Consider the following 19,893-nt stretch of genomic DNA (forward strand, 5'->3'; position numbering starts at 1 on the left):
TTTAGCCGCGACGGGCCAGGGACGGGCCGTCGCGGCGGCCCGCTTCGCGGTGCCGGAGTGAGGGAACACCGAGCCTAGGCGAGGTGCCGACAGGCGGGGCAGAGCCCTTTGCTTACTTTGGGCTGGGCCGGCATTCCGGCTTTTCCAAAGTGAGCCGCTGTAAGAGCGGAACCATAAGTAGCCGTTACCGAAGAAACGGATATGCCCCAAAGACTCAAACCAGCGCCTGCTCCGCCAACTGCCCGTTCTCGATCCGCACATGCCGCCCATGGAAACGCTTGAGGCTGCTGCGATGCCCAACACTGACGATGCTCAAGCCCGGCAATTCATCAATCAACGCCTGATACAGCGCCGCCTCGTCTTCCTCGTCCATCGCCGACGTGGCCTCATCCATGTACAGCCACTGCGGCTCAAACAACAACGCACGGGCAAAGGCCAGGCGCTGCTGCTCACCCGGTGACAACATGCGCTGCCAGTGATTGGCTTCGTCCAACCGCGGAATCAGGTGCGCCAGGCGGCAGGTTTCCAGGACCTGTGCATAACGTTCCGCCGGGTAGGCGCCCTCCTCCTGTGGATAACTCAACACGCCGCGCAAGGTGCCGATCGGCAGATACGGCTTCTGCGGCAAGAACAGGTAACGCTCGGCCGGCAAGCGAATGTTGCCATGGCCGTTTGGCCACAAATTGCCCATGGCCCGCAGCAAGGTTGATTTGCCGCTGCCGGAACGACCGCTGAGCATCAGGCGCTCACCTTCGGCAACGGTCAGGTTGGCGCCGTCGAGCAGGTGACGACCATCGGCCAGGTCCAGGCTAAGGTTGTCCATCTGCAAATTGCCGCCCTGGCGTTGCAACTGAATGCCCATGTTGCGGCTTTCGTTTTCTTCCATCGCCTCGCCAAAACTCAGCAGACGATCACAGGTCGCGCGCCAGCTGGCCAACACGGTGTACGCGTCGACAAACCAGCTCAGGCTGCCCTGCACGCTGCCAAATGCACTGGCCACCTGCATCAGCACGCCCAGCTCTATCTGCCCGGAAAAGTAGCGCGGCGCGGCCACTACGAACGGGAAGATGATCGCAATCTGCGAGTAACCGCTGGTGAAGAAATTCAGGCGTTTCTTGAGCTGCATGATGCTCCAGAAGTTGCTCCACACTCGCCCGAAACGCGCACTCAGTTGCTGATGCTCATTGGGCTCGCCATTGAACAACGCGATGCTTTCGGCGTTCTCCCGCACCCGCACCAGGCTGAAACGCAAGTCGGCCTCAAACCGTTGTTGGCGGTTGCTCAAACCGATCAATTTCCGACCAATCAGGTGGGTCAACCAACTGCCCAGCACGGCATACACCAGCGCCGCCCAGAACATGTAGCCGGGAATGGTGATGCCCCACACTTCAATGCTGCCGGACACGCCCCACAGGATCACCGAGAACGACACCAGGCTCACCAGGTTGCTGATAAAACCCAGGCCCAGGCTGAGGGTGCTGCTGGTGAAGGCGTTGAGGTCTTCGGAAATACGTTGGTCGGGGTTATCGGTGTAACCGCCGTATTCGAGGTGGTAGTAGTTCTTCTGGCTCAGCCACTTGGCGAAGTAGGTTTCAGTCAGCCAGCGCCGCCAGCGGATGGTGAGCATCTGCTGCAGGTAAGACGTGAACACCCCAGTCACGATGGCCACCACGGCGATCACGCTGAAGTACATCAGCAAGTGGGTGAAGGCGTCGTAGTCCTTTTTTTGCAGGGCGTTGTAGAAGTCGCGGTTCCAGCTGTTGAACCACACCGAGACCGCCACACTGAACAGTGACAGCCCCAGCACCACCAGCAGCAACAGCCAGGCCTTGCCCTTCTCCTCACTGCGCCAGTAAGGAGTGATCAGTGCCCACACTTTCCTTAAAAATTGCCCACGCACCGCGTCGTTGACCGCGGAATACTCAGCGTTCTGATTCATTGTTCAGGCTCGGTAGGAAATAAAGAACAGGCATCGAATCGATGTAGGAGCGAGCTTGCTCGCGAAAAACTCAAGGGCACCGCGTGCTTTCCGGTTTCCCGCGCCATCGTTAACGACCTTCGCGAGCACGCTCGCTCCTACGGTCGATCATCACGTACTGGGCTGATCATAGGTGATCAGCCCAGACTCTGTGCAGCCTGAAGCAGATTGTTCAGTCGCCGTTCAACGTCGAACCGGGCGCTTCTGCAACTTGCGCTGCAAGGTTCGGCGGTGCATGCCCAGGGCGCGGGCGGTGGCGGAGATGTTGCCTTCGTGCTCGGTCAACACACGCTGGATGTGTTCCCACTGCAAGCGGTCCACCGACATCGGGTTTTCCGGCACCAGGGTGTCGAGGTCGGCGTGCTCGGAGAGCAAGGCGGCCAGCACGTCGTCGGCATCGGCCGGCTTGCACAGGTAGTTACAGGCGCCACGCTTGATCGCCTCGACGGCGGTGGCAATGCTGGAATAGCCAGTGAGGATCACCACGCGCATTTCCGGGTCCAGTTCCAGCAGCTTGGGCAACAGCACCAGGCCGGAGTCGCCGTCCATTTTCAGGTCCAGGGCGGCGTATTCCGGCAGGTCGGCCGTGGCGATGGCCAGGCCTTCTTCGGCGGAACCGGCGGTGCTCACGCGAAAGCCACGACGGCTCATGGCGCGGGCCATCACGCGGGTAAAGGTGGCGTCGTCGTCTACCAGCAACAGGTGCGGCAGTTCTTCGCCTTCGACTTGGATCTCGTCACTCATCGATGTCTCCTCGTGCGACACGGGGCAGGTGCAGCTCGGTGAGCGTGCCGCCTTCCTCATGACTATAGAGTTTCACTGAGCCGCCCGCGCGAGTCACGCTGGCCTTGCTCAAAAACAGGCCGAGGCCGAAGCCTTTGCCCTTGGTGGTAAAGAACGGCTTGCCGATCTGCTCGGCAATCGCCAGCGGCACGCCGGCGCCGTGGTCGCGAATACTGATGGTGAGGTCTTCGGCGTCCCAGTTCAGGGACACTTCCAAGCCTTCAGGGCAGGCATCGGCGGCGTTGTTCAGCAGGTTCAGCAGCGCCTGGGTCAGGTCCGGCGGCGGCGCCAGGCGCGGCACCGTGCCCTGGCCCAGCAGGTGGAAGCGGTAACTGGCTTCGGGACGCATCAGGTGCCAGCGGTTCAGGGCTTCGTCCAGCCACTGAGTGACGTCTTGCATCTCCACCGCCAGGCGGCGATTGGCTTCGGCGGCGCGCACCAGTTGCTGCAAGGTCAGCTTGCATTGCTTGACTTGCTCTTGCAGCACACTCAGGTCGTCTTGCAGGGCCGGGTCGTGGTGGTCCTGGGTCATTTCCTTGAGCAGTACGCTCATGGTCGCCAGCGGCGTCCCCAATTCATGGGCCGCGCCGGCGGCCTGGGTGGCGACGGCCAGCAGTTGCTGGTCGCGCAAGCCTTCTTCGCGGCGAATGGCGCGCAGCTCTTCCTGGCGGCGCAGCTCTTCCGCCATCCGCGCGGCAAAGAAGGTGATGACCGCCGCCGACAGGGCGAAGCTCAGCCACATGCCGTAGATCTGCAGGTTTTCCCGGGCGATGGGAAACGTCTGCAACGGGTAGAACTGCGCCAGCAGCAGGGTGTACAGCGTCAGGGCGATACCCGACAGCACCACCGAGTAGCGCCACGGCAAGGTCACCGCGGCGATGGTCAGAGGCACCAGGTAATAGGAAACAAACGGGTTGGTGGAACCACCGGAGAAGTACAGCAACACACTGTGGATAAACAGGTCGCAGGCCAGTTGCAGGGCGTATTCCAGCTCGGTCACCGGCCACGTGGTACGCAACCGGATGACGGTAAACACGCACAGTACCGTGGAGAAGCCGAGGGTCACGGCCAACTGCAACCAGGGCAACGGCAGCAGGTTGAACCAATAGGCAAGCCCGACCGAACCGGCCTGTGCGGCCAGCACCAGGGTGCGGATAAACGTCAGGCGCCAAAGGTTCTGGCGGGTGGCGGAAGTCAGTTTTACGGCGGCGAGCATGAGCTCTCCCGATGAGCGCTGCAGGCGGATCGCACGGAGTATAAACGAAGCGACAGCGCTGGCACGGCGTGTGTGGCTCTTTGACGCAGGGGTCAGGAACATGACCGTTCGTCGGCATTCGATAACTTGTAGGGAATGTGTAAACCCGAAGAACTGAAACCTTGCGTCTACAGTCTTACCGAACACGAACATCTCAAGGAGCTTCCATGTCACGTTTCACTCGCAGTGCAGCCGTTATCACCCTCGGCGCCGCCACCCTCGCCAGCCTGCCTGCCATGGCCGCTGATGAGCTGCATTACAACCAGATTTCCCTGCGTGCCGAAGTCAGCCAGGAAGTGGCGCGCGACCAGATGATCGTCACCCTTTACACCGAGTCGCAGAACACCGACCCGGCCAAGCTGGCCGCCGAAATCACCACCACCATGAACAAGGCGCTGGCCCAGGCCCGCGAAGTCAAAGGCGTGACCCTGCGCCAGGGCAGCCGCAACAGCTACCCGATCTACGACAACAAGAACCAGAAAATCACCGGCTGGCGTGAACGCGCAGAACTGCGCATGGAAAGCGCCGACTTTGCCGCGCTGTCCAAGCTCACCGGCGACATGCTGACCAACCTGAAAATGGACAGCATGGATTTCGCCATCGCCAACCCGACCCGCAAGGCCAGCGAAGATGCCTTGCTTAAAGAGGCGGTCACCGCGTTCAAGGCCCGTGCACAACTGGCCACCGACGCCCTGGGCGGCAAGGGCTACAAGATCGTCAACCTGAACTTCAACACCAACGGTTATCCACAGCCCTACGCCCGCGGCGGGATGATGATGAAGGCCGCAGCGATGGACTCGGCGCCGACGCCGGAAGTTGAAGCGGGCACCAGCCAGGTCAATATGACTGCGGATGGCGTGATCGAAGTCCAGATGCAGTGACCCCTACCTGACAAACCTGAACGGCGGTAACCTCGGTGACCGCCGTTTTCGTTTGGGCAGTGTTCAGCTGCCATCTCAGGGGTCTCCATGGAAAGAATCGCCTTAAAACCGCTCCTCCTCGCTGCCGGCCTGCTCGCCTTTATGCCGATGGCCCAAGCGGCCAGCACCCTGGTCTACTGCTCCGAAGCCAGCCCCGCCGGTTTCGACCCCAGCCAGTACACCAGCGGCACCGATTTTGATGCCTCCGCCGAAACCGTGTTCAACCGCCTGACCCAATTCAAGCGCGGCGGCACCGAAGTCGAGCCCGGCCTGGCGACCAACTGGGACGTGTCCAAAGATGGCCTGACCTACACCTTCCACCTGCGGGATGGGGTCAAGTTCCACACCACCGACTATTTCACCCCGACCCGCGACTTCAACGCCGACGATGTGCTGTTCACCTTCCAGCGCCTGCTGGATCCCGAAACGCCGTTCCGCAAGGCTTACCCGTCGGAATCGCCCTACTTCACCGACATGGGTTTGAACACCACGATCAAGAACGTCGAAAAACTCGACGAGCACACCGTGCGCTTCAACCTGAACAACGTCGACGCCTCCTTCGTGCAGAACCTGGCCATGAGCTTCGCCTCGGTGCAGTCCGCCGAATACGCCGCGCAGTTGCTCAAGGAAGGCAAGGCCGCCGACATCAACCAGAAGCCGGTGGGCACCGGGCCATTTGTGTTCAAGCGTTACCAGAAGGATTCGCAGATTCGCTACACCGCCAATAAACAGTATTGGAAGCCCGAGGACGTGAAGCTCGACAACCTGGTGTTCTCGATCACTCCGGACGCCGCGGTGCGCCTGCAGAAGCTCAAGACCGGTGAATGCCAGGTCAGCGGTTATCCGCGCCCCTCCGACATCGACGTGATGAAACAGGACCCCAACCTGCGAGTGCTCCAGCAAGCCGGCTTCAACCTCGGCTTTCTCGCCTACAACGTGACCCACCCGCCCCTGGACCAGCTCAAAGTGCGCCAGGCCCTGGACATGGCCATCGACAAGCCGGCAATCATCAAGGCCGTGTACCAGAGCGCCGGACAATTGGCGCAGAACGCGCTGCCTCCGGCGCAGTGGTCTTATGACCCCACCATCAAGGACGCTCCCTACGATCCCGCCAAGGCCCGGGCGCTACTAAAAGAAGCAGGGGTTGCACCAGGTACCACCATCAATCTGTGGGCCATGACCGTTCAGCGCGCCTCCAACCCCAATGCCCGGATGTCGGCCCAGATGATCCAGCAGGATTGGGAGAAGATCGGCATCAAGGCCAACATCGTCAGCTATGAGTGGGGCGAATACATCAAACGCGCCAAAGCCGGCGAGCATGACGTGATGATTTACGGCTGGACCGGCGACAACGGTGACCCGGATAACTGGCTCGGCGTGCTCTACAGTTGTGCCGCGGTGAACGGCAGCAACTATGCGAAATGGTGTAACCCGGCGTACGACAAGCTGGTGCAGCAGGCCAAGGTCAGCAGCGACCGCGAGCAGCGCATAAAGTGGTATCAACAGGCACAGAAAATCCTTAAGGAACAGGTACCTATAACACCTATCGCAAACTCGACGGTTTTCCAGCCCCTTCGAAAAGAAGTGCAGGACTTCAAGATCAGTCCATTTGGACTCACACCGTTCTATGGCGTCAGTCTGAATAAGTAACAGCCACGCCCCAACCGGGTGCGCCAGACACCTCGGTTGGGCATTCCTGGTGCACCCCTCGCACCGAAAAAACCCCTCAAAAGTGCGTAAATGTGTCCGAACTTACACATATGCGACATTCGTGTACGTTCGTACCACTGTTTAGCCTTTGTAGGCTCTCAACATCTTGCATTGGGTATGGGCCCTGCATAAGTATCCGCAGGTCGACTCACGAGGTCGCCCTCACTACCAAAAATGACAACAAATCATGAGGCCAACATGCTTAAACACGCAGTCATTCCGTTATTAGTCAGCGCCGGTTTAATGGCTGCTGCACCTTTCGCCCAAGCGGCGAGCAATCTGGTGTTCTGCTCCGAAGGGAGCCCGGCCGGTTTTGATCCAGGCCAGTACACCACCGGAACAGACTTCGATGCTTCGGCCGAAACGATGTTCAACCGTCTGACCCAGTTTGAACGCGGCGGCACCGCTGTTGTTCCTGGGCTGGCCACCACCTGGGACGTTTCCCCGGACGGCCTGACGTACACCTTCCACCTTCGTGAAGGCGTCAAGTTCCACACCACCCCGTACTTCAAGCCAACTCGTGAATTTTCGGCTGACGACGTACTGTTCACGTTCAACCGGATGATCAATAAAGACGATCCGTTCCGTAAAGCCTACCCAACCGAGTTCCCGTACTTCACGGACATGGGTATGGACACCAACATCAAGAACATCGAGAAAGTCGATGCCCACACCGTCAAGTTCACCCTTGGCACCGTGGACGCTGCCTTTATCCAGAACCTGGCCATGAGCTTCGCCTCCATCCAGTCGGCTGAATACGCCGCCCAACTGTTGAAGGAAGGCAAGGCCCAGGACATCAACCAGAAGCCAATCGGTACTGGTCCGTTCGTGTTCAAGAGCTACCAGAAAGACTCCAACATCCGCTACACCGGCAACAAGGATTACTGGAAACCTGAAGACGTGAAGATCGACAACCTGATTTTCGCCATCACCACCGACCCGTCGGTGCGTATCCAGAAGCTGAAGAAAAACGAATGCCAGGTCACCCTGTTCCCGCGTCCGGCCGACCTCAAGGCGCTGGGTGAAGACAAGGACCTGAAACTGCCGCACCAGGCCGGTTTCAACCTGGGCTACATCGCCTACAACGTGATGCCGGTCCTCAAGGGCCAGACCGCGCCTAACCCGCTGTCGGACATCCGGGTGCGTCAAGCCCTGGACATGTCGGTGAACAAGCAGCAGATCATTGATTCGGTCTACCAGGGTGCAGGCCAACTGGCCGTCAACGCCATGCCGCCTACCCAGTGGTCCTACGACACCACCATCAAGGATGTGCCGCACGACGTGGCCAAAGCCAAGGAACTGCTCAAGGAAGCCGGCGTCAAGGAAGGCACCGAGATCACCCTGTGGGCGATGCCGGTTCAGCGTCCGTACAACCCGAACGCCAAGCTGATGGCTGAGATGCTGCAGAACGACTGGAAACAGATCGGCCTGAAAGTGAACATCGTCAGCTACGAGTGGGGCGAGTACATCAAGCGTTCCAAAGGCGGCGAGAACCAGGCCATGATCATTGGCTGGAGCGGCGACAATGGTGACCCGGACAACTGGCTGAACGTGCTGTTCGGCTGCGATTCCCTGGCCGGCAACAACTTCTCCAAGTGGTGCGACAAGAAATTCGACGGCATCGTAAAAGAAGCCAAGGCGACTTCCGACGTAGCCAAACGCACCGAGCTGTACAAGCAGGCGCAACATATCCTCAAAGATGCAGTCCCGATGACACCTATCGCGCACTCGACGGTGTATCAACCCATGCGCAACAACGTGCAGGACTTCAAGATCAGCCCGTTTGGCTTGAACTCCTTCTACGGCGTGAGCGTAAGCGGCAAATAAGGGTCTCTGACGGCGACGTTTCATAACGTCGCCGTTATTGCATCCGCCAAGACCGTAGGAAACAGACCACATCCGCACAAGCTGCCGTCCTACGGCAGCTAACTGCGAATCGCGGCTCCGTTGCCTACAAGGTCTGTCAGATTCGATGTATTTACTGCCCGGCTCCCGACCCATAACGTCGTGGCACGGCAGAAGCATGGTCTCTGTAAGGCAACTGCCGTTGTGGGATCAGTGTTGTCGCAAGGTCGTGAATGACCTTGCGATTGCTCACTGACGAAAACAACAAACAAGGATTGGGATTGTCATGCGCCATACCACCGTTCTATCCGCGATATTTGGCACCAGCCTGTTGGCTGTGGCCTCGATGGGCCAGGCGGCCGATAAAAAGAGCCTGGTGTTTTGCTCCGAAGGCAGCCCGGCTGGCTTCGACACCGCGCAATACACGACGGCTACCGATAACGACGCCGCCGAGCCTATCTACAACCGCCTGGCCGAGTTCGAAAAAGGCGCGACCAATGTCGTTCCAGGGCTGGCAACCAGTTGGGATATTTCCGAAGACGGTCTGACGTACACCTTCCACCTGCGGGAAGGGGTGAAATTCCATAGCAACAAGGATTTCAAGCCGACGCGTGATTTCAACGCCGACGACGTCCTGTTCACCTTCAATCGCATGCTTGACCCCGAATACCCGTTCCGCAAGGCCTACCCCACCGAGTTTCCGTACTTCAACGGGATGAGCCTGAACAAGAATATCGCGAAGGTCGAGAAAACCGGCCCGCACACCGTGGTGATGACCCTGAACTCGGTCGACGCCGCGTTTATCCAGAACATCGCCATGAGCTTCGCCTCGATCCTGTCGGCTGAATACGCCGACCATCTCCTGAAGACCGGCAAGCCCAGCGACATCAACCAGAAGCCGATCGGCACCGGGCCGTTCGTGTTCCAGCGGTACCAGAAAGACTCGCAGATTCGCTACACCGGCAACAAACAGTACTGGGACCCGAGCCGCGTGAAGCTCGACCAGCTGATTTTTGCGATCAACACCGACGCGTCGGTGCGGGTGCAAAAGCTCAAGGCCGGCGAATGCCAGATCACCCTGCACCCGCGCCCGGCCGACGTCGAAGCCCTGAAGGCCGACCCGAAGCTGCAATTGCTGACCAAACCCGGCTTCAACCTCGGCTACATCGCCTATAACGTGCGGCACAAGCCCTTCGACCAGCTCGAAGTGCGCCAGGCCCTGGACATGGCGGTGAACAAGCAGAGCATTCTCAACGCCGTGTACCAGGGTGCGGGGCAACTGGCGGTCAACGCCATGCCGCCGACCCAATGGTCTTACGACGACACCATCAAGGACGCCGCCTACAACCCGGAAAAAGCCAAGGAACTGCTCAAGGCTGCCGGCGTGAAGGAAGGCACCGAGATCACCCTGTGGGCGATGCCGGTGCAACGGCCGTACAACCCCAACGCCAAGTTGATGGCCGAAATGCTTCAAAGCGATTGGGCCAAGATTGGCCTCAAGGTCAAGATCGTCAGCTATGAATGGGGCGAGTACATCAAGCGCACCAAGAATGGCGAGCACGACATCAGCCTGATCGGCTGGACCGGCGACAACGGTGACCCGGACAACTGGCTGGGCACCCTCTACAGCTGCGACGCCATCGGCGGGAACAACTACTCCATGTGGTGTGACCCGGCGTACGACAAGCTGATCAAGCAAGCCAAGGTCGTGACCGACCGCGAACAAAGGACGGTTCTGTACAAACAGGCGCAGCAACTGCTTAAAACACAGGTGCCGATCACGCCAGTCGCCCACTCGACGGTCAACCAGCCGTTAAGCGCCAAAGTCGAAGGGTTCAAAGTCAGCCCCTTCGGCCGCAACGTGTTCTCGGGCGTCAGTATCAACCCATAAAAAAATAACCGTATTGCGCAGGGCGAGTATTCGCCTTGCTGCAAACGTGCAGCCTTTATTCAGGAATTTTCCCCCGGCAAACGTTTGCAAGGCTTGAAAGAGTTACACACCCAAATAGCCGGTTCACCTAAAAAGACCGGCATTAAAAAGAGAACCAAAGGAGCTTCACCCATGAAACTGAGCAGCACCGCGCTTCTGGCCCTGGCCATCAGCAGCATCACGGCTAACGCCTACGCTGATCCTGCAAGCCAGGACTTCGTTCCAACCACACTGGCCGGTTCCAGCGCCCAAAGCGAGGCCAAAGGCTTTATCGATGGATTCAGCCTGGGCGGCACAACCCGTAACTGGTTCTCCAACGAACAACGCTTCCGCGGCAGCAAGTTCACCTACCAGAAGCACGGCGAAGCCCGTACTGACAATTACCGTACCAACTGGGTGCAGGGCACTATCCTCAACGCTACCTCGGGCTTCACCCAAGGCACCGTGGGCGTGAGCACTGAAGTGGCCGTCTACAACGCAGTGGTCCTGGACAGCAGCAAGCGTGACATCAAGGGCGGTTCCAACCGTACCCTGGCTGACTCCGATGGCGACGCTGTAGACCAGTGGAGCAAACTGGGCCTGGCCAACGTCAAGTTCCGTGTCTCGAACACCACCTTGACCGCCGGTCGCCAGAACTTCAGCAGCGGCATCGTCGATACCATCGGCAACCGTGCACTGCCTTCGAGCTTTGAAGGTGTGAGCTTCAACAGCGAAGAGTTCAGCAACCTGTCGTTCCAGGGCGGCGTGTTTGACCGCGTATCCCCACGGACCGAGCAGAGCCTGTCGAAATTCCGTACTGAATACGGCAATGGCCGCCAGGAAACCGACAAGGTCAACACCTTCGGCGTCAACTACCAGCCGTTCAAGAGCCTGAAAACCAGCCTGTTTGCCGCCAACGTGGAAGACTTCTGGAACCAGTACTACTTCGGCGCTACCCACGAGCTGGGTGACAGCCAGACCCTGTCGCTGACCACCGGCCTGAACTACTACAAAACCGTCGACGAAGGCAAAAAGTTGATGGGCAAGATCGACAACGACACCTACTCGCTGTCGTTCGGCCTGACCCACCAGGCTCACAGCCTGACCTTCTCGTACCAGGCCGTGAACGGCGACGAGTACTTCGACTACCTGCACGAAACCAACGGCATCTACCTGGCGAACTCCCTGACGTCCGACTTTAACGGCCCGAACGAGAAATCCTTCCAGATCGCCTACGGCCTCAACATGGCCGAATACGGCGTGCCAGGCCTGAAGTTCAACATCTACTCGGCTCGCGGCTGGGGCATCGACGGCACTCACTACACCGGCGACGGCGGCGTGGCTGGCTTTGCTTACAACGGCATTCAGGCCCAGGACGGCGAGAAACACCAGGAATACGGCATCGGCACTTCCTACGCCGTGCAGAGCGGCCCGCTCAAGGCCACCACCATCCGTGGTACCTATGTGACTCACCGTGCCAGCGCCAACCAGGCTGACGGCAACCTGCGTGAGTTCCGTCTGGTCACCACCATCCCGTTCAACATTCTTTAATCAGCGCCAGGTAGGCGGCGGGCTCAGGACGAGCCTGCCGCCTACGCTTGTCTGGTCCAATCGATTGCAGAGGGCTCTTAGATGAAAATGCTCCCGTTACAAGCTGCCATTGCCGCTGCGCTGTTGAGCGTCGCTGTCGGCATTTCGGCCAAACCGTTGGTCGTCTGCACCGAAGCCAGCCCGGAAGGTTTCGACCCGGTTCTGTACACCACGGCCGTCACCTCGGACGCCGCGGCTGAAACCATGTTCAACCGCCTGGTGGACTTCAAGCCCGGGACCACCGAAGTGGTGCCTGCCCTGGCCAAAGACCTGCCGGAAATCAGCGCCGATGGCCTGACCTACACCTTTCACCTGCGTGACGACATCAAGTTCCACACCACCGACTACTTCAAACCCACGCGCAACATGAATGCCGACGACGTGCTTTGGAGCTTCCAGCGCCAGCTGGACCCGAATCACCCGTGGCACAACAAGTCCAACGTGGGCTACCCGTACTTTGAAAGCATGGGCTTCAAGGAACTGCTCAAGAGCGTAACCAAGACCGACGATCACACCGTGGTCTTCACCCTGACCCGCCCTGAAGCACCGTTCCTGGCCGACCTGGCCATGGCGTTTTCCTCGATTCACTCCGCCGAATACGCCGACCAGTTGCTCAAGTCCGGCAAGACCGATGACCTGAACGCCAAGCCCATCGGCACCGGCCCGTTCATCTTCACCCGCTATGCCAAAGACGCCCAAGTGCGCTTCAAGGCTAACCCGGACTACTTCCGTGGCAAGCCGCCGGCCGATCCGCTGATCCTGGCCATCACCACCGACAACAACGTGCGCCTGCAAAAACTCAAGGCCAACGAATGCCAGATCGCGCTGTATCCGAAACCGGATGACGTGCCGAGCATGAAGGCTGATCCAAACCTGAAAGTCGCGGAACTGGCGGCGATGACCACCGCCTACACCGCCATGAACACCACCCACAAGTACATGAGCGACGCGCGGGTGCGTCACGCGATCAACATCGCGTTCGACAAGAAAGGCTACAACGAGTCCCTGTACGGCAAAGGCAACGCCATCGACGCCACCGGGCCTTACCCGCCAACCCTGCTGGGCTTCAGCGACAAGCTGAAGAACCCGCCACGCGACCTGGACAAGGCCCGCGCCCTGCTCAAGGAAGCCGGCGTACCGGAAGGTACCGAGTTCACCCTGTTCACCCGCAACGGCGGCGGCCCGACCAACCCCAACCCGATGCTCGGCGCCCAGCGCATGCAGGCGGATTTGGCGCAAATCGGCCTGAAAGTGAACATCAAGGTCATGGAGTGGGGCGAAATGCTCAAACGCGCCAAGAATGGCGAACATGACATGGTTTCCGCCGGCTGGGCCGGGGATAACGGGGACCCGGATAACTTCCTCACCCCGAACTTGAGTTGCGATGCAGCGAAAAACGGCGAAAACTACGCCCGCTGGTGTAACAAGGAGTTTCAAGACTTGATCGACAAGGCGCGCGCCATCGCTGAACCCGCACAGCGCGCTGCACTCTATGAACAAGCCATGGACGTTTTCGACAAGGACCAACCGTGGATTCCCATGGCTTACCCGAAAATGTTCACCGCCATGCGTAAAAACGTCGAGGGTTATACCCAAAGCCCTCTGACCACAAATAACTTCGCCACCACCCAGGTGAAGTAGATAAGAAACGCTCGGCACCGTCGACATTGACGGTGCCGGACCTGCCTAACCGGCTGATTGAGGTACACAACAAGATGTTTAGTTTTATTGCCCGCCGATTGGGGTTATTGATCCCCACGTTTTTCGGCATCACCTTGCTGACTTTCGCGTTGATTCGCATGATCCCTGGCGACCCCGTCGAAGTCATGATGGGCGAACGACGAGTCGACCCCGAGATGCACGCTCAGGCAATGGAACGCCTTGGTCTGAATAAACCGCTGTATGCGCAATACCTGGATTATGTCGGCAAGCTCGCCCACGGCGACCTCGGCGAATCCCTGCGCACCCGTACCAGCGTGTGGACTGAATTCACCGCCCTTTTCCCGGCGACCCTGGAACTGTCCATGGCCGCCCTGTTGTTCGCCGGCATCCTGGGGCTGTTAGCCGGGGTGATCGCGGCCTTGAAGCGAGGATCCCTGTTCGACCATGGGGTGATGGGCATCTCCCTGGCGGGATATTCGATGCCGATCTTCTGGTGGGGCCTGATCCTGATCATGTTCTTCTCCGTGAGCCTGGGCTGGACGCCCGTGTCGGGACGGATCGACCTGCTCTACGACATCGAGCCGCGCACCGGCTTCATGCTGGTGGACACCCTGCTGGCGGGCGAAACGGATGCGTTCTGGGACGCCCTGCATCACCTGATCCTGCCGGCCATCGTGCTCGGCACCATCCCGCTGGCCGTTATCGCGCGGATGACCCGTTCGTCGATGCTTGAAGTGCTGCGCGAAGACTACATCCGTACCGCCAAGGCCAAAGGCCTGTCGCCGGCACGCGTGGTGTTCGTCCACGGCCTGCGGAATGCCTTGATCCCGGTCCTCACCGTGGTCGGCCTGCAAGTCGGCACGCTGCTGGCCGGTGCGGTCCTGACCGAAACCATTTTCTCGTGGCCCGGCATCGGCAAATGGCTCATCGAAGCCATTGGCGCACGGGACTATCCCGTGGTGCAGAACGGCATTCTGTTAATCGCCTGCCTGGTGATTCTGGTGAACTTCGTGGTGGATATCCTCTACGGCTTCGCCAACCCACGCATCCGTCACCAGCGCTGAGATCATGACCATGACCACACCTACTTCCGCGGTAGCAGTCGATCAAAGCCTGCTGTACCCGTCCCCGTACAAAGAATTCTGGCAAGCCTTTTCCAAGAACAAGGGCGCCGTAGCCGGCCTGTTGTTCATGTTGCTGGTGGTGTTTTGCGCCATCTTCGCCCCTTGGGTGGCTCCGCATAACCCGAGCGAGCAATACCGTGACTTCCTGCTGACCCCGCCGGCCTGGCTGGAAGGTGGGCAGATCCAGTTCCTGCTGGGCACCGACGAACTGGGCCGTGACCTGCTGTCGCGCCTGATCCAGGGTTCACGCCTGTCGTTGCTGATCGGCTTGTCGTCGGTGGTGATGTCGTTGATCCCGGGGATCCTGCTGGGTCTGTTCGCCGGTTTCTTCCCGCGCCTGCTCGGCCCGACCATCATGCGCTTGATGGACATCATGCTGGCCCTGCCGTCGCTGCTGCTGGCCGTCGCCATTGTGGCAATCCTCGGCCCTGGCCTGATCAACACCGTGATCGCGATTGCGATCGTGTCGCTGCCGTCCTATGTCCGTCTGACCCGCGCAGCGGTGATGGGCGAACTGAACCGTGACTACGTGACCGCCGCCCGCCTCGCCGGCGCCGGCCTGCCGCGCCTGATGTTCGTCACCGTGCTGCCCAACTGCATGGCGCCGCTGATCGTTCAGGCCACCTTGAGTTTCTCCTCGGCGATTCTCGATGCCGCAGCCCTTGGCTTCCTGGGCCTTGGCGTACAACCGCCAACCCCGGAGTGGGGCACCATGCTGGCTTCGGCCCGTGACTACATCGAACGCGCCTGGTGGGTCGTGAGCCTGCCCGGTTTGACCATTTTGCTCAGCGTGCTGGCAATCAACCTGATGGGCGACGGTCTGCGCGATGCGCTGGACCCGAAACTCAAGAATGCCGCCTGAGGAGATTCCCATGTCACTGCTAGAAATCAAGAATCTCAATGTCCGCTTCGGCGACAAGACCGCCGTGCCGGTGGTCGATGGCCTCGACATCTCCGTCGACAAAGGCGAAGTACTGGCGATCGTTGGCGAGTCGGGCTCGGGTAAATCCGTGACCATGATGGCGCTGATGGGCCTGATCGAGCACCCCGGCATCGTCACCGCCGACGCCCTGAACTTCGACGGCAAAGACATGCTCAAGCTGAGCAACCGTCAGCGTCGGCAGATCGTCGGCAAAGACCTGGCCATGGTGTTCCAGGACCCGATGACGGCCCTGAACCCCAGCTACACCGTGGGTTTCCAGATCGAAGAAGTGCTGCGCCTGCACCTGAAAATGTCTGGCAAGCAAGCGCGCAAGCGTGCCATCGAACTGCTCGAAAAGGTGGAAATTCCAGGCGCAGCCAGCCGAATGGATGCCTACCCGCACCAGCTGTCCGGTGGTATGAGCCAGCGTGTGGCTATCGCCATGGCCATTGCCGGCGAGCCCAAGCTGCTGATCGCCGATGAACCCACCACCGCACTCGACGTGACCATCCAGGCCCAGATCATGGACCTGCTGCTGGCCTTGCAGAAAGAGCAGAACATGGGCCTGGTACTGATCACCCACGACCTCGCGGTGGTGGCCGAAACCGCCCAGCGCGTGTGCGTGATGTACGCCGGCCAGGCCGTGGAAGTCGGCCAGGTGCCGCAGTTGTTCGACATCCCGGCACACCCGTACAGCGAAGCGCTGCTCAAGGCGATTCCCGAGCACAGCCTGGGCGCCACACGCCTGGCCACGCTGCCGGGTATTGTTCCTGGCCGTTATGACCGCCCGCAAGGTTGCCTGCTGTCGCCACGCTGCCCATATGTGCAGGAATCCTGCCGCGCCCAACGCCCGGGCCTTGACCCGAAAAGCAACAGCCTCGCTCGCTGCTTCTACCCGCTGAATCAGGAGGTGGCGTAATGGCCGTCGTACTTACCGCCCGCGACCTGACCCGTCACTACGAAGTGTCCCGTGGCCTGTTCAAGGGCCACGCCCTGGTGCGTGCGCTCAATGGCGTGTCGTTTGAACTGGAAGCCGGCAAGACCCTCGCGGTCGTGGGCGAATCCGGTTGCGGCAAATCCACCCTGGCCCGCGCCCTGACACTGATTGAAGAACCGTCTTCCGGCTCGCTGAAAATCGCGGGGCAAGAAGTCACCGGTGCCGACAAGGCCCAGCGCAAGCAATTGCGCAAAGACGTGCAGATGGTGTTCCAGAGCCCGTACGCCTCGCTGAACCCGCGCCAGAAGGTCGGTGACCAACTGGGTGAGCCGCTGCTGATCAACACCAACCTGTCCGCCGCCGAGCGCCGGGAAAAGGTCCAGGCGATGATGAAGCAAGTGGGCCTGCGCCCTGAGCATTATCAGCGCTACCCGCACATGTTCTCCGGTGGCCAGCGCCAGCGGATCGCACTGGCCCGGGCGATGATGCTGCAACCCAAGGTGCTGGTAGCGGACGAACCGACCTCGGCCCTCGACGTGTCGATCCAGGCCCAGGTGCTGAACCTGTTCATGGACCTGCAGCAGGAATTCAACACCGCCTATGTGTTCATCTCCCACAACCTCGCGGTGGTGCAGCACGTCGCCGATGACGTGATGGTGATGTACCTCGGCCGTCCGGTGGAAGTGGGCCCCAAGCACGACATCTATGCGCGCCCGCTGCACCCGTACACCCAGGCCCTGCTGTCGGCGACCCCGACCATTCATCCGGATCCCAACAAACCGAAGATCAAAATCGTCGGCGAGTTGCCCAATCCATTGAACCCGCCGTCCGGCTGCGCGTTCCACAAGCGCTGCCCCTACGCGACCCAACTGTGCAGCACCGATGAACCGCTGCTGCGACCACTCGACAACCGCCAGGTGGCGTGCCACTACGCGGAGCAATTTTTGGTCTGACGTGCAAAAAAAATGCTCTGGAGGGTGAGTCCAGAGCATTCCCGTGTTCTACAGCCCTTCTCGTCGGATAGCGCATCTGTCCGGCAAGAGGGGCTTTCTTTTGCCTGCGCTACTTACGTATCGCTGTCGCCATCGTTGTAGGTGTCGCTGTCTTCGCCGTCATTGTCCGGGTTTTCAGCGTCGTCATCGTCCTTGGAGCCGCCCTGATCCTCGTCCCCTGGCTCGGACTCACTCTTGGCCAACTGCAAGCCACCCGCCTGCACCGTCTTCGCCGCCACAAACCCCGCGCCATGGCTTTGCGCAGCCGTATTGGCCCACGCGGCAGACATGCCCAGTGACATCATCACCAGCACTTTGAGCAACAGCACCACACGTTGAAAGATACTCATGGTCGAATTCCGCCCAGTCAGGAGTTGAATTGCGTACGACAACTATCCGCCGTCGCCTTGCTTCAAGCTAGTCCCGAACTGAAGTTTTCGCCACCCCTGTGGGAGCGGGCTTGCTCGCGAAGGTCGTCAACGATGACGTGGTAAACCTGGGTAAACGCGGTGCCCGTGAGTGCTTCGCGAGCAAGCTCGCGCCTACAGGGCGCCCAAACAAAAGGGCGAAGCCATGACAGCTTCGCCCTCTGGTGTCTCGCTAACCCTTAGTGATGCTCACGGGTCGCGCGGAATTTCACGTCCGGCCAGCGCTCTTCCATCAGCGCCAGGTTGACCCGGGTCGGGGCCAGGTAGGTCAGGTGACCACCGCCGTCAATCGCCAGGTTTTCCACAGCCTTGACCTTGAACTCTTCGAGCTTCTTCTTATCGCTGCAATCGATCCAGCGCGCGGAGTACACGGTGATCGGCTCGTAGGAGCATTCCACCTTGTATTCCTCTTTCAGGCGACTGGCCACCACATCGAACTGCAGCACACCGACGGCGCCGAGGATGATGTCGTTGCTGCGTTCCGGGAAGAACACCTGGGTCGCGCCCTCTTCTGCCAGCTGCTGCAAACCCTGGCGCAGTTGCTTGGATTTCAGCGGGTCGCGCAGGCGTACGCGGCGGAACAGTTCCGGGGCGAAGTGCGGGATACCGGTGAAGCCCAGTACTTCGCCTTCGGTGAAGGTATCGCCGATCTGGATGGTGCCGTGGTTGTGCAAGCCGATGATGTCGCCGGCAAACGCCTCTTCCAGTTGCTCACGCTCGGAGGAGAAGAAAGTCAGGGCGTCGCCGATGCGCACGTCCTTGCCGGTACGCACGTGGCGCATCTTCATGCCTTTTTCGTATTTGCCGGAGCAGATACGCATAAAGGCGATGCGGTCGCGGTGCTTGGGGTCCATGTTCGCCTGGATCTTGAACACGAAGCCGGCAAATTTCTCTTCCACCGGTTCAACGGTACGCTCGTTGGCCACCCGGGCCAGCGGCTTGGGCGCCCAATTGACCACGGCGTCGAGCACGTGATCGACACCGAAGTTGCCCAGGGCGGTACCGAAGAACACCGGCGTCAGCTGGCCGTCGAGGAATTCCTGCTGGTTGAACGCGTGGCAGGCGCCCTGCACCAGTTCCAGCTGGTCGACAAAACGGTCGTACTCGTCACCCAGGTGGGCGCGGGCTTCGTCAGAGTCGAGCTTCTCGATGATTTTCACATCGGTGCGTTCGTGACCATGGCCGGCGGTGTACACGATGATGTAGTCGTCAGCCAGGTGGTACACGCCCTTGAAGTCGCGGTAGCAACCGATCGGCCAGGTGATGGGCGCGGCCTTGATCTTCAGGACGGCTTCGATTTCGTCCAGCAGTTCGATCGGGTCGCGGATGTCACGGTCGAGTTTGTTGATAAAGCTGACAATCGGCGTGTCCCGCAGGCGGCAGACGTCCATCAGCGCGATGGTGCGTGGCTCAACGCCTTTACCGCCGTCGAGGACCATCAATGCCGAGTCCACTGCCGTCAGGGTGCGGTAGGTGTCTTCGGAGAAGTCTTCGTGGCCCGGGGTGTCGAGCAGGTTGATCATGTGATCGCGATACGGGAACTGCATGACCGACGTGGTGATAGAGATACCACGCTGCTTTTCCATTTCCATCCAGTCGGAGGTGGCATGGCGGTCGGATTTACGGGATTTCACCGTGCCGGCCACCGCGATCGCCTTGCCCATCAGCAACAGCTTCTCGGTGATGGTGGTTTTACCGGCATCGGGGTGGGAAATAATGGCGAAAGTGCGGCGTTTCGCGACTTCGGCGGCCTGGTGGGTCATGGGAAATCGCCTGGCAGGTGAGTCAAAAAAGGGCGGCGAGTATAGCGCAAACCCGGGGTGACGGACCACCGTTCA

At 60.0% G+C, this 19,893-nt stretch carries 15 protein-coding genes; 10 read left to right on the top strand and 5 right to left on the bottom strand.

Annotated elements, in window-relative coordinates; all coding sequences use genetic code 11:
• Positions 1-214: 214 nt before the first annotated feature.
• The 3 genes from HX855_RS20615 to HX855_RS20625 form a co-directional block, all read right to left on the bottom strand.
• Positions 215-1,939: an ABC transporter ATP-binding protein/permease gene (locus tag HX855_RS20615; RefSeq protein WP_177084270.1), complete on the bottom strand. Its 1,725-nt coding sequence runs from the start codon at positions 1,937-1,939 to the stop codon at positions 215-217.
• A gap of 222 nt (positions 1,940-2,161) precedes the next feature.
• Positions 2,162-2,722, bottom strand: coding sequence for a response regulator transcription factor (locus HX855_RS20620; RefSeq protein WP_003216016.1), 561 nt, complete (start codon positions 2,720-2,722; stop codon positions 2,162-2,164).
• On the bottom strand, positions 2,715-3,977 hold the full coding sequence (locus HX855_RS20625) for an ATP-binding protein (protein WP_177084271.1): 1,263 nt from the start codon (positions 3,975-3,977) through the stop codon (positions 2,715-2,717). The genes HX855_RS20620 and HX855_RS20625 overlap by 8 nt, the downstream gene beginning before the upstream one ends.
• Before the next feature lie 206 nt (positions 3,978-4,183).
• Between HX855_RS20625 and HX855_RS20630 the strand changes: the two genes are divergently transcribed.
• From HX855_RS20630 to HX855_RS20675, 10 genes are all read left to right on the top strand, one after another.
• A complete protein-coding gene (locus tag HX855_RS20630) occupies positions 4,184-4,897 on the top strand; it encodes an SIMPL domain-containing protein (RefSeq protein WP_177084273.1) in 714 nt (237 codons plus the stop codon).
• An 87-nt stretch (positions 4,898-4,984) separates the two neighbouring features.
• Positions 4,985-6,586 carry an ABC transporter substrate-binding protein gene (locus HX855_RS20635; RefSeq protein WP_177084275.1) on the top strand — a complete coding sequence of 534 codons (1,602 nt, stop codon included), beginning with the start codon at positions 4,985-4,987 and terminating at the stop codon, positions 6,584-6,586.
• Positions 6,587-6,844: 258 nt separating this feature from the next.
• Positions 6,845-8,473 (top strand): ABC transporter substrate-binding protein, encoded by a 1,629-nt coding sequence (locus tag HX855_RS20640; RefSeq protein WP_177084277.1) that lies wholly within the window; start codon positions 6,845-6,847, stop codon positions 8,471-8,473.
• Positions 8,474-8,837: 364 nt separating this feature from the next.
• Positions 8,838-10,382 (top strand): ABC transporter substrate-binding protein, encoded by a 1,545-nt coding sequence (locus HX855_RS20645; RefSeq protein ID WP_375140091.1) that lies wholly within the window; start codon positions 8,838-8,840, stop codon positions 10,380-10,382.
• A gap of 171 nt (positions 10,383-10,553) precedes the next feature.
• Positions 10,554-11,951 carry an OprD family porin gene (locus HX855_RS20650; protein ID WP_177084281.1) on the top strand — a complete coding sequence of 466 codons (1,398 nt, stop codon included), beginning with the start codon at positions 10,554-10,556 and terminating at the stop codon, positions 11,949-11,951.
• A gap of 81 nt (positions 11,952-12,032) precedes the next feature.
• A complete protein-coding gene (locus HX855_RS20655) occupies positions 12,033-13,631 on the top strand; it encodes an ABC transporter substrate-binding protein (RefSeq protein WP_177084282.1) in 1,599 nt (532 codons plus the stop codon).
• Positions 13,632-13,705: 74 nt separating this feature from the next.
• On the top strand, positions 13,706-14,716 hold the full coding sequence (locus HX855_RS20660; RefSeq protein WP_177084284.1) for an ABC transporter permease subunit: 1,011 nt from the start codon (positions 13,706-13,708) through the stop codon (positions 14,714-14,716).
• Between the two features lie 10 nt (positions 14,717-14,726).
• Positions 14,727-15,638, top strand: a complete 912-nt coding sequence (locus HX855_RS20665) for an ABC transporter permease subunit (RefSeq protein ID WP_177084286.1) — start codon at positions 14,727-14,729, stop codon at positions 15,636-15,638.
• Between the two features lie 10 nt (positions 15,639-15,648).
• A complete protein-coding gene (locus HX855_RS20670; protein ID WP_008437263.1) occupies positions 15,649-16,617 on the top strand; it encodes an ABC transporter ATP-binding protein in 969 nt (322 codons plus the stop codon).
• On the top strand, positions 16,617-17,588 hold the full coding sequence (locus HX855_RS20675; RefSeq protein ID WP_177084288.1) for a peptide ABC transporter ATP-binding protein: 972 nt from the start codon (positions 16,617-16,619) through the stop codon (positions 17,586-17,588). The genes HX855_RS20670 and HX855_RS20675 overlap by 1 nt, the downstream gene beginning before the upstream one ends.
• A 113-nt stretch (positions 17,589-17,701) precedes the next feature.
• On the opposite strand, the gene HX855_RS20680 is transcribed toward HX855_RS20675, so the two are convergent.
• On the bottom strand, positions 17,702-17,977 hold the full coding sequence (locus HX855_RS20680) for a hypothetical protein (RefSeq protein ID WP_177084290.1): 276 nt from the start codon (positions 17,975-17,977) through the stop codon (positions 17,702-17,704).
• Between the two features lie 257 nt (positions 17,978-18,234).
• On the bottom strand, positions 18,235-19,818 hold the full coding sequence (locus tag HX855_RS20685) for a peptide chain release factor 3 (RefSeq protein WP_076016505.1): 1,584 nt from the start codon (positions 19,816-19,818) through the stop codon (positions 18,235-18,237).
• Between the last annotated feature and the right edge of the window lie 75 nt (positions 19,819-19,893).

Source organism: Pseudomonas sp. IPO3778, from assembly GCF_013386825.1.
GTDB lineage: Bacteria > Pseudomonadota > Gammaproteobacteria > Pseudomonadales > Pseudomonadaceae > Aquipseudomonas.

Coding starts and splice junctions, on each gene's coding strand:
- HX855_RS20635 (WP_177084275.1), top strand. CDS start 4,985: ATGGAAAGAATCGCCTTAAAACCGCTCCTCCTCGCTGCCGGCCTGCTC.
- HX855_RS20650 (WP_177084281.1), top strand. CDS start 10,554: ATGAAACTGAGCAGCACCGCGCTTCTGGCCCTGGCCATCAGCAGCATC.
- HX855_RS20670 (WP_008437263.1), top strand. CDS start 15,649: ATGTCACTGCTAGAAATCAAGAATCTCAATGTCCGCTTCGGCGACAAG.
- HX855_RS20665 (WP_177084286.1), top strand. CDS start 14,727: ATGACCACACCTACTTCCGCGGTAGCAGTCGATCAAAGCCTGCTGTAC.
- HX855_RS20680 (WP_177084290.1), bottom strand. CDS start 17,977: ATGAGTATCTTTCAACGTGTGGTGCTGTTGCTCAAAGTGCTGGTGATG.
- HX855_RS20660 (WP_177084284.1), top strand. CDS start 13,706: ATGTTTAGTTTTATTGCCCGCCGATTGGGGTTATTGATCCCCACGTTT.
- HX855_RS20630 (WP_177084273.1), top strand. CDS start 4,184: ATGTCACGTTTCACTCGCAGTGCAGCCGTTATCACCCTCGGCGCCGCC.
- HX855_RS20685 (WP_076016505.1), bottom strand. CDS start 19,818: ATGACCCACCAGGCCGCCGAAGTCGCGAAACGCCGCACTTTCGCCATT.
- HX855_RS20615 (WP_177084270.1), bottom strand. CDS start 1,939: ATGAATCAGAACGCTGAGTATTCCGCGGTCAACGACGCGGTGCGTGGG.
- HX855_RS20640 (WP_177084277.1), top strand. CDS start 6,845: ATGCTTAAACACGCAGTCATTCCGTTATTAGTCAGCGCCGGTTTAATG.
- HX855_RS20675 (WP_177084288.1), top strand. CDS start 16,617: ATGGCCGTCGTACTTACCGCCCGCGACCTGACCCGTCACTACGAAGTG.
- HX855_RS20645 (WP_375140091.1), top strand. CDS start 8,838: ATGGGCCAGGCGGCCGATAAAAAGAGCCTGGTGTTTTGCTCCGAAGGC.
- HX855_RS20655 (WP_177084282.1), top strand. CDS start 12,033: ATGAAAATGCTCCCGTTACAAGCTGCCATTGCCGCTGCGCTGTTGAGC.
- HX855_RS20625 (WP_177084271.1), bottom strand. CDS start 3,977: ATGCTCGCCGCCGTAAAACTGACTTCCGCCACCCGCCAGAACCTTTGG.
- HX855_RS20620 (WP_003216016.1), bottom strand. CDS start 2,722: ATGAGTGACGAGATCCAAGTCGAAGGCGAAGAACTGCCGCACCTGTTG.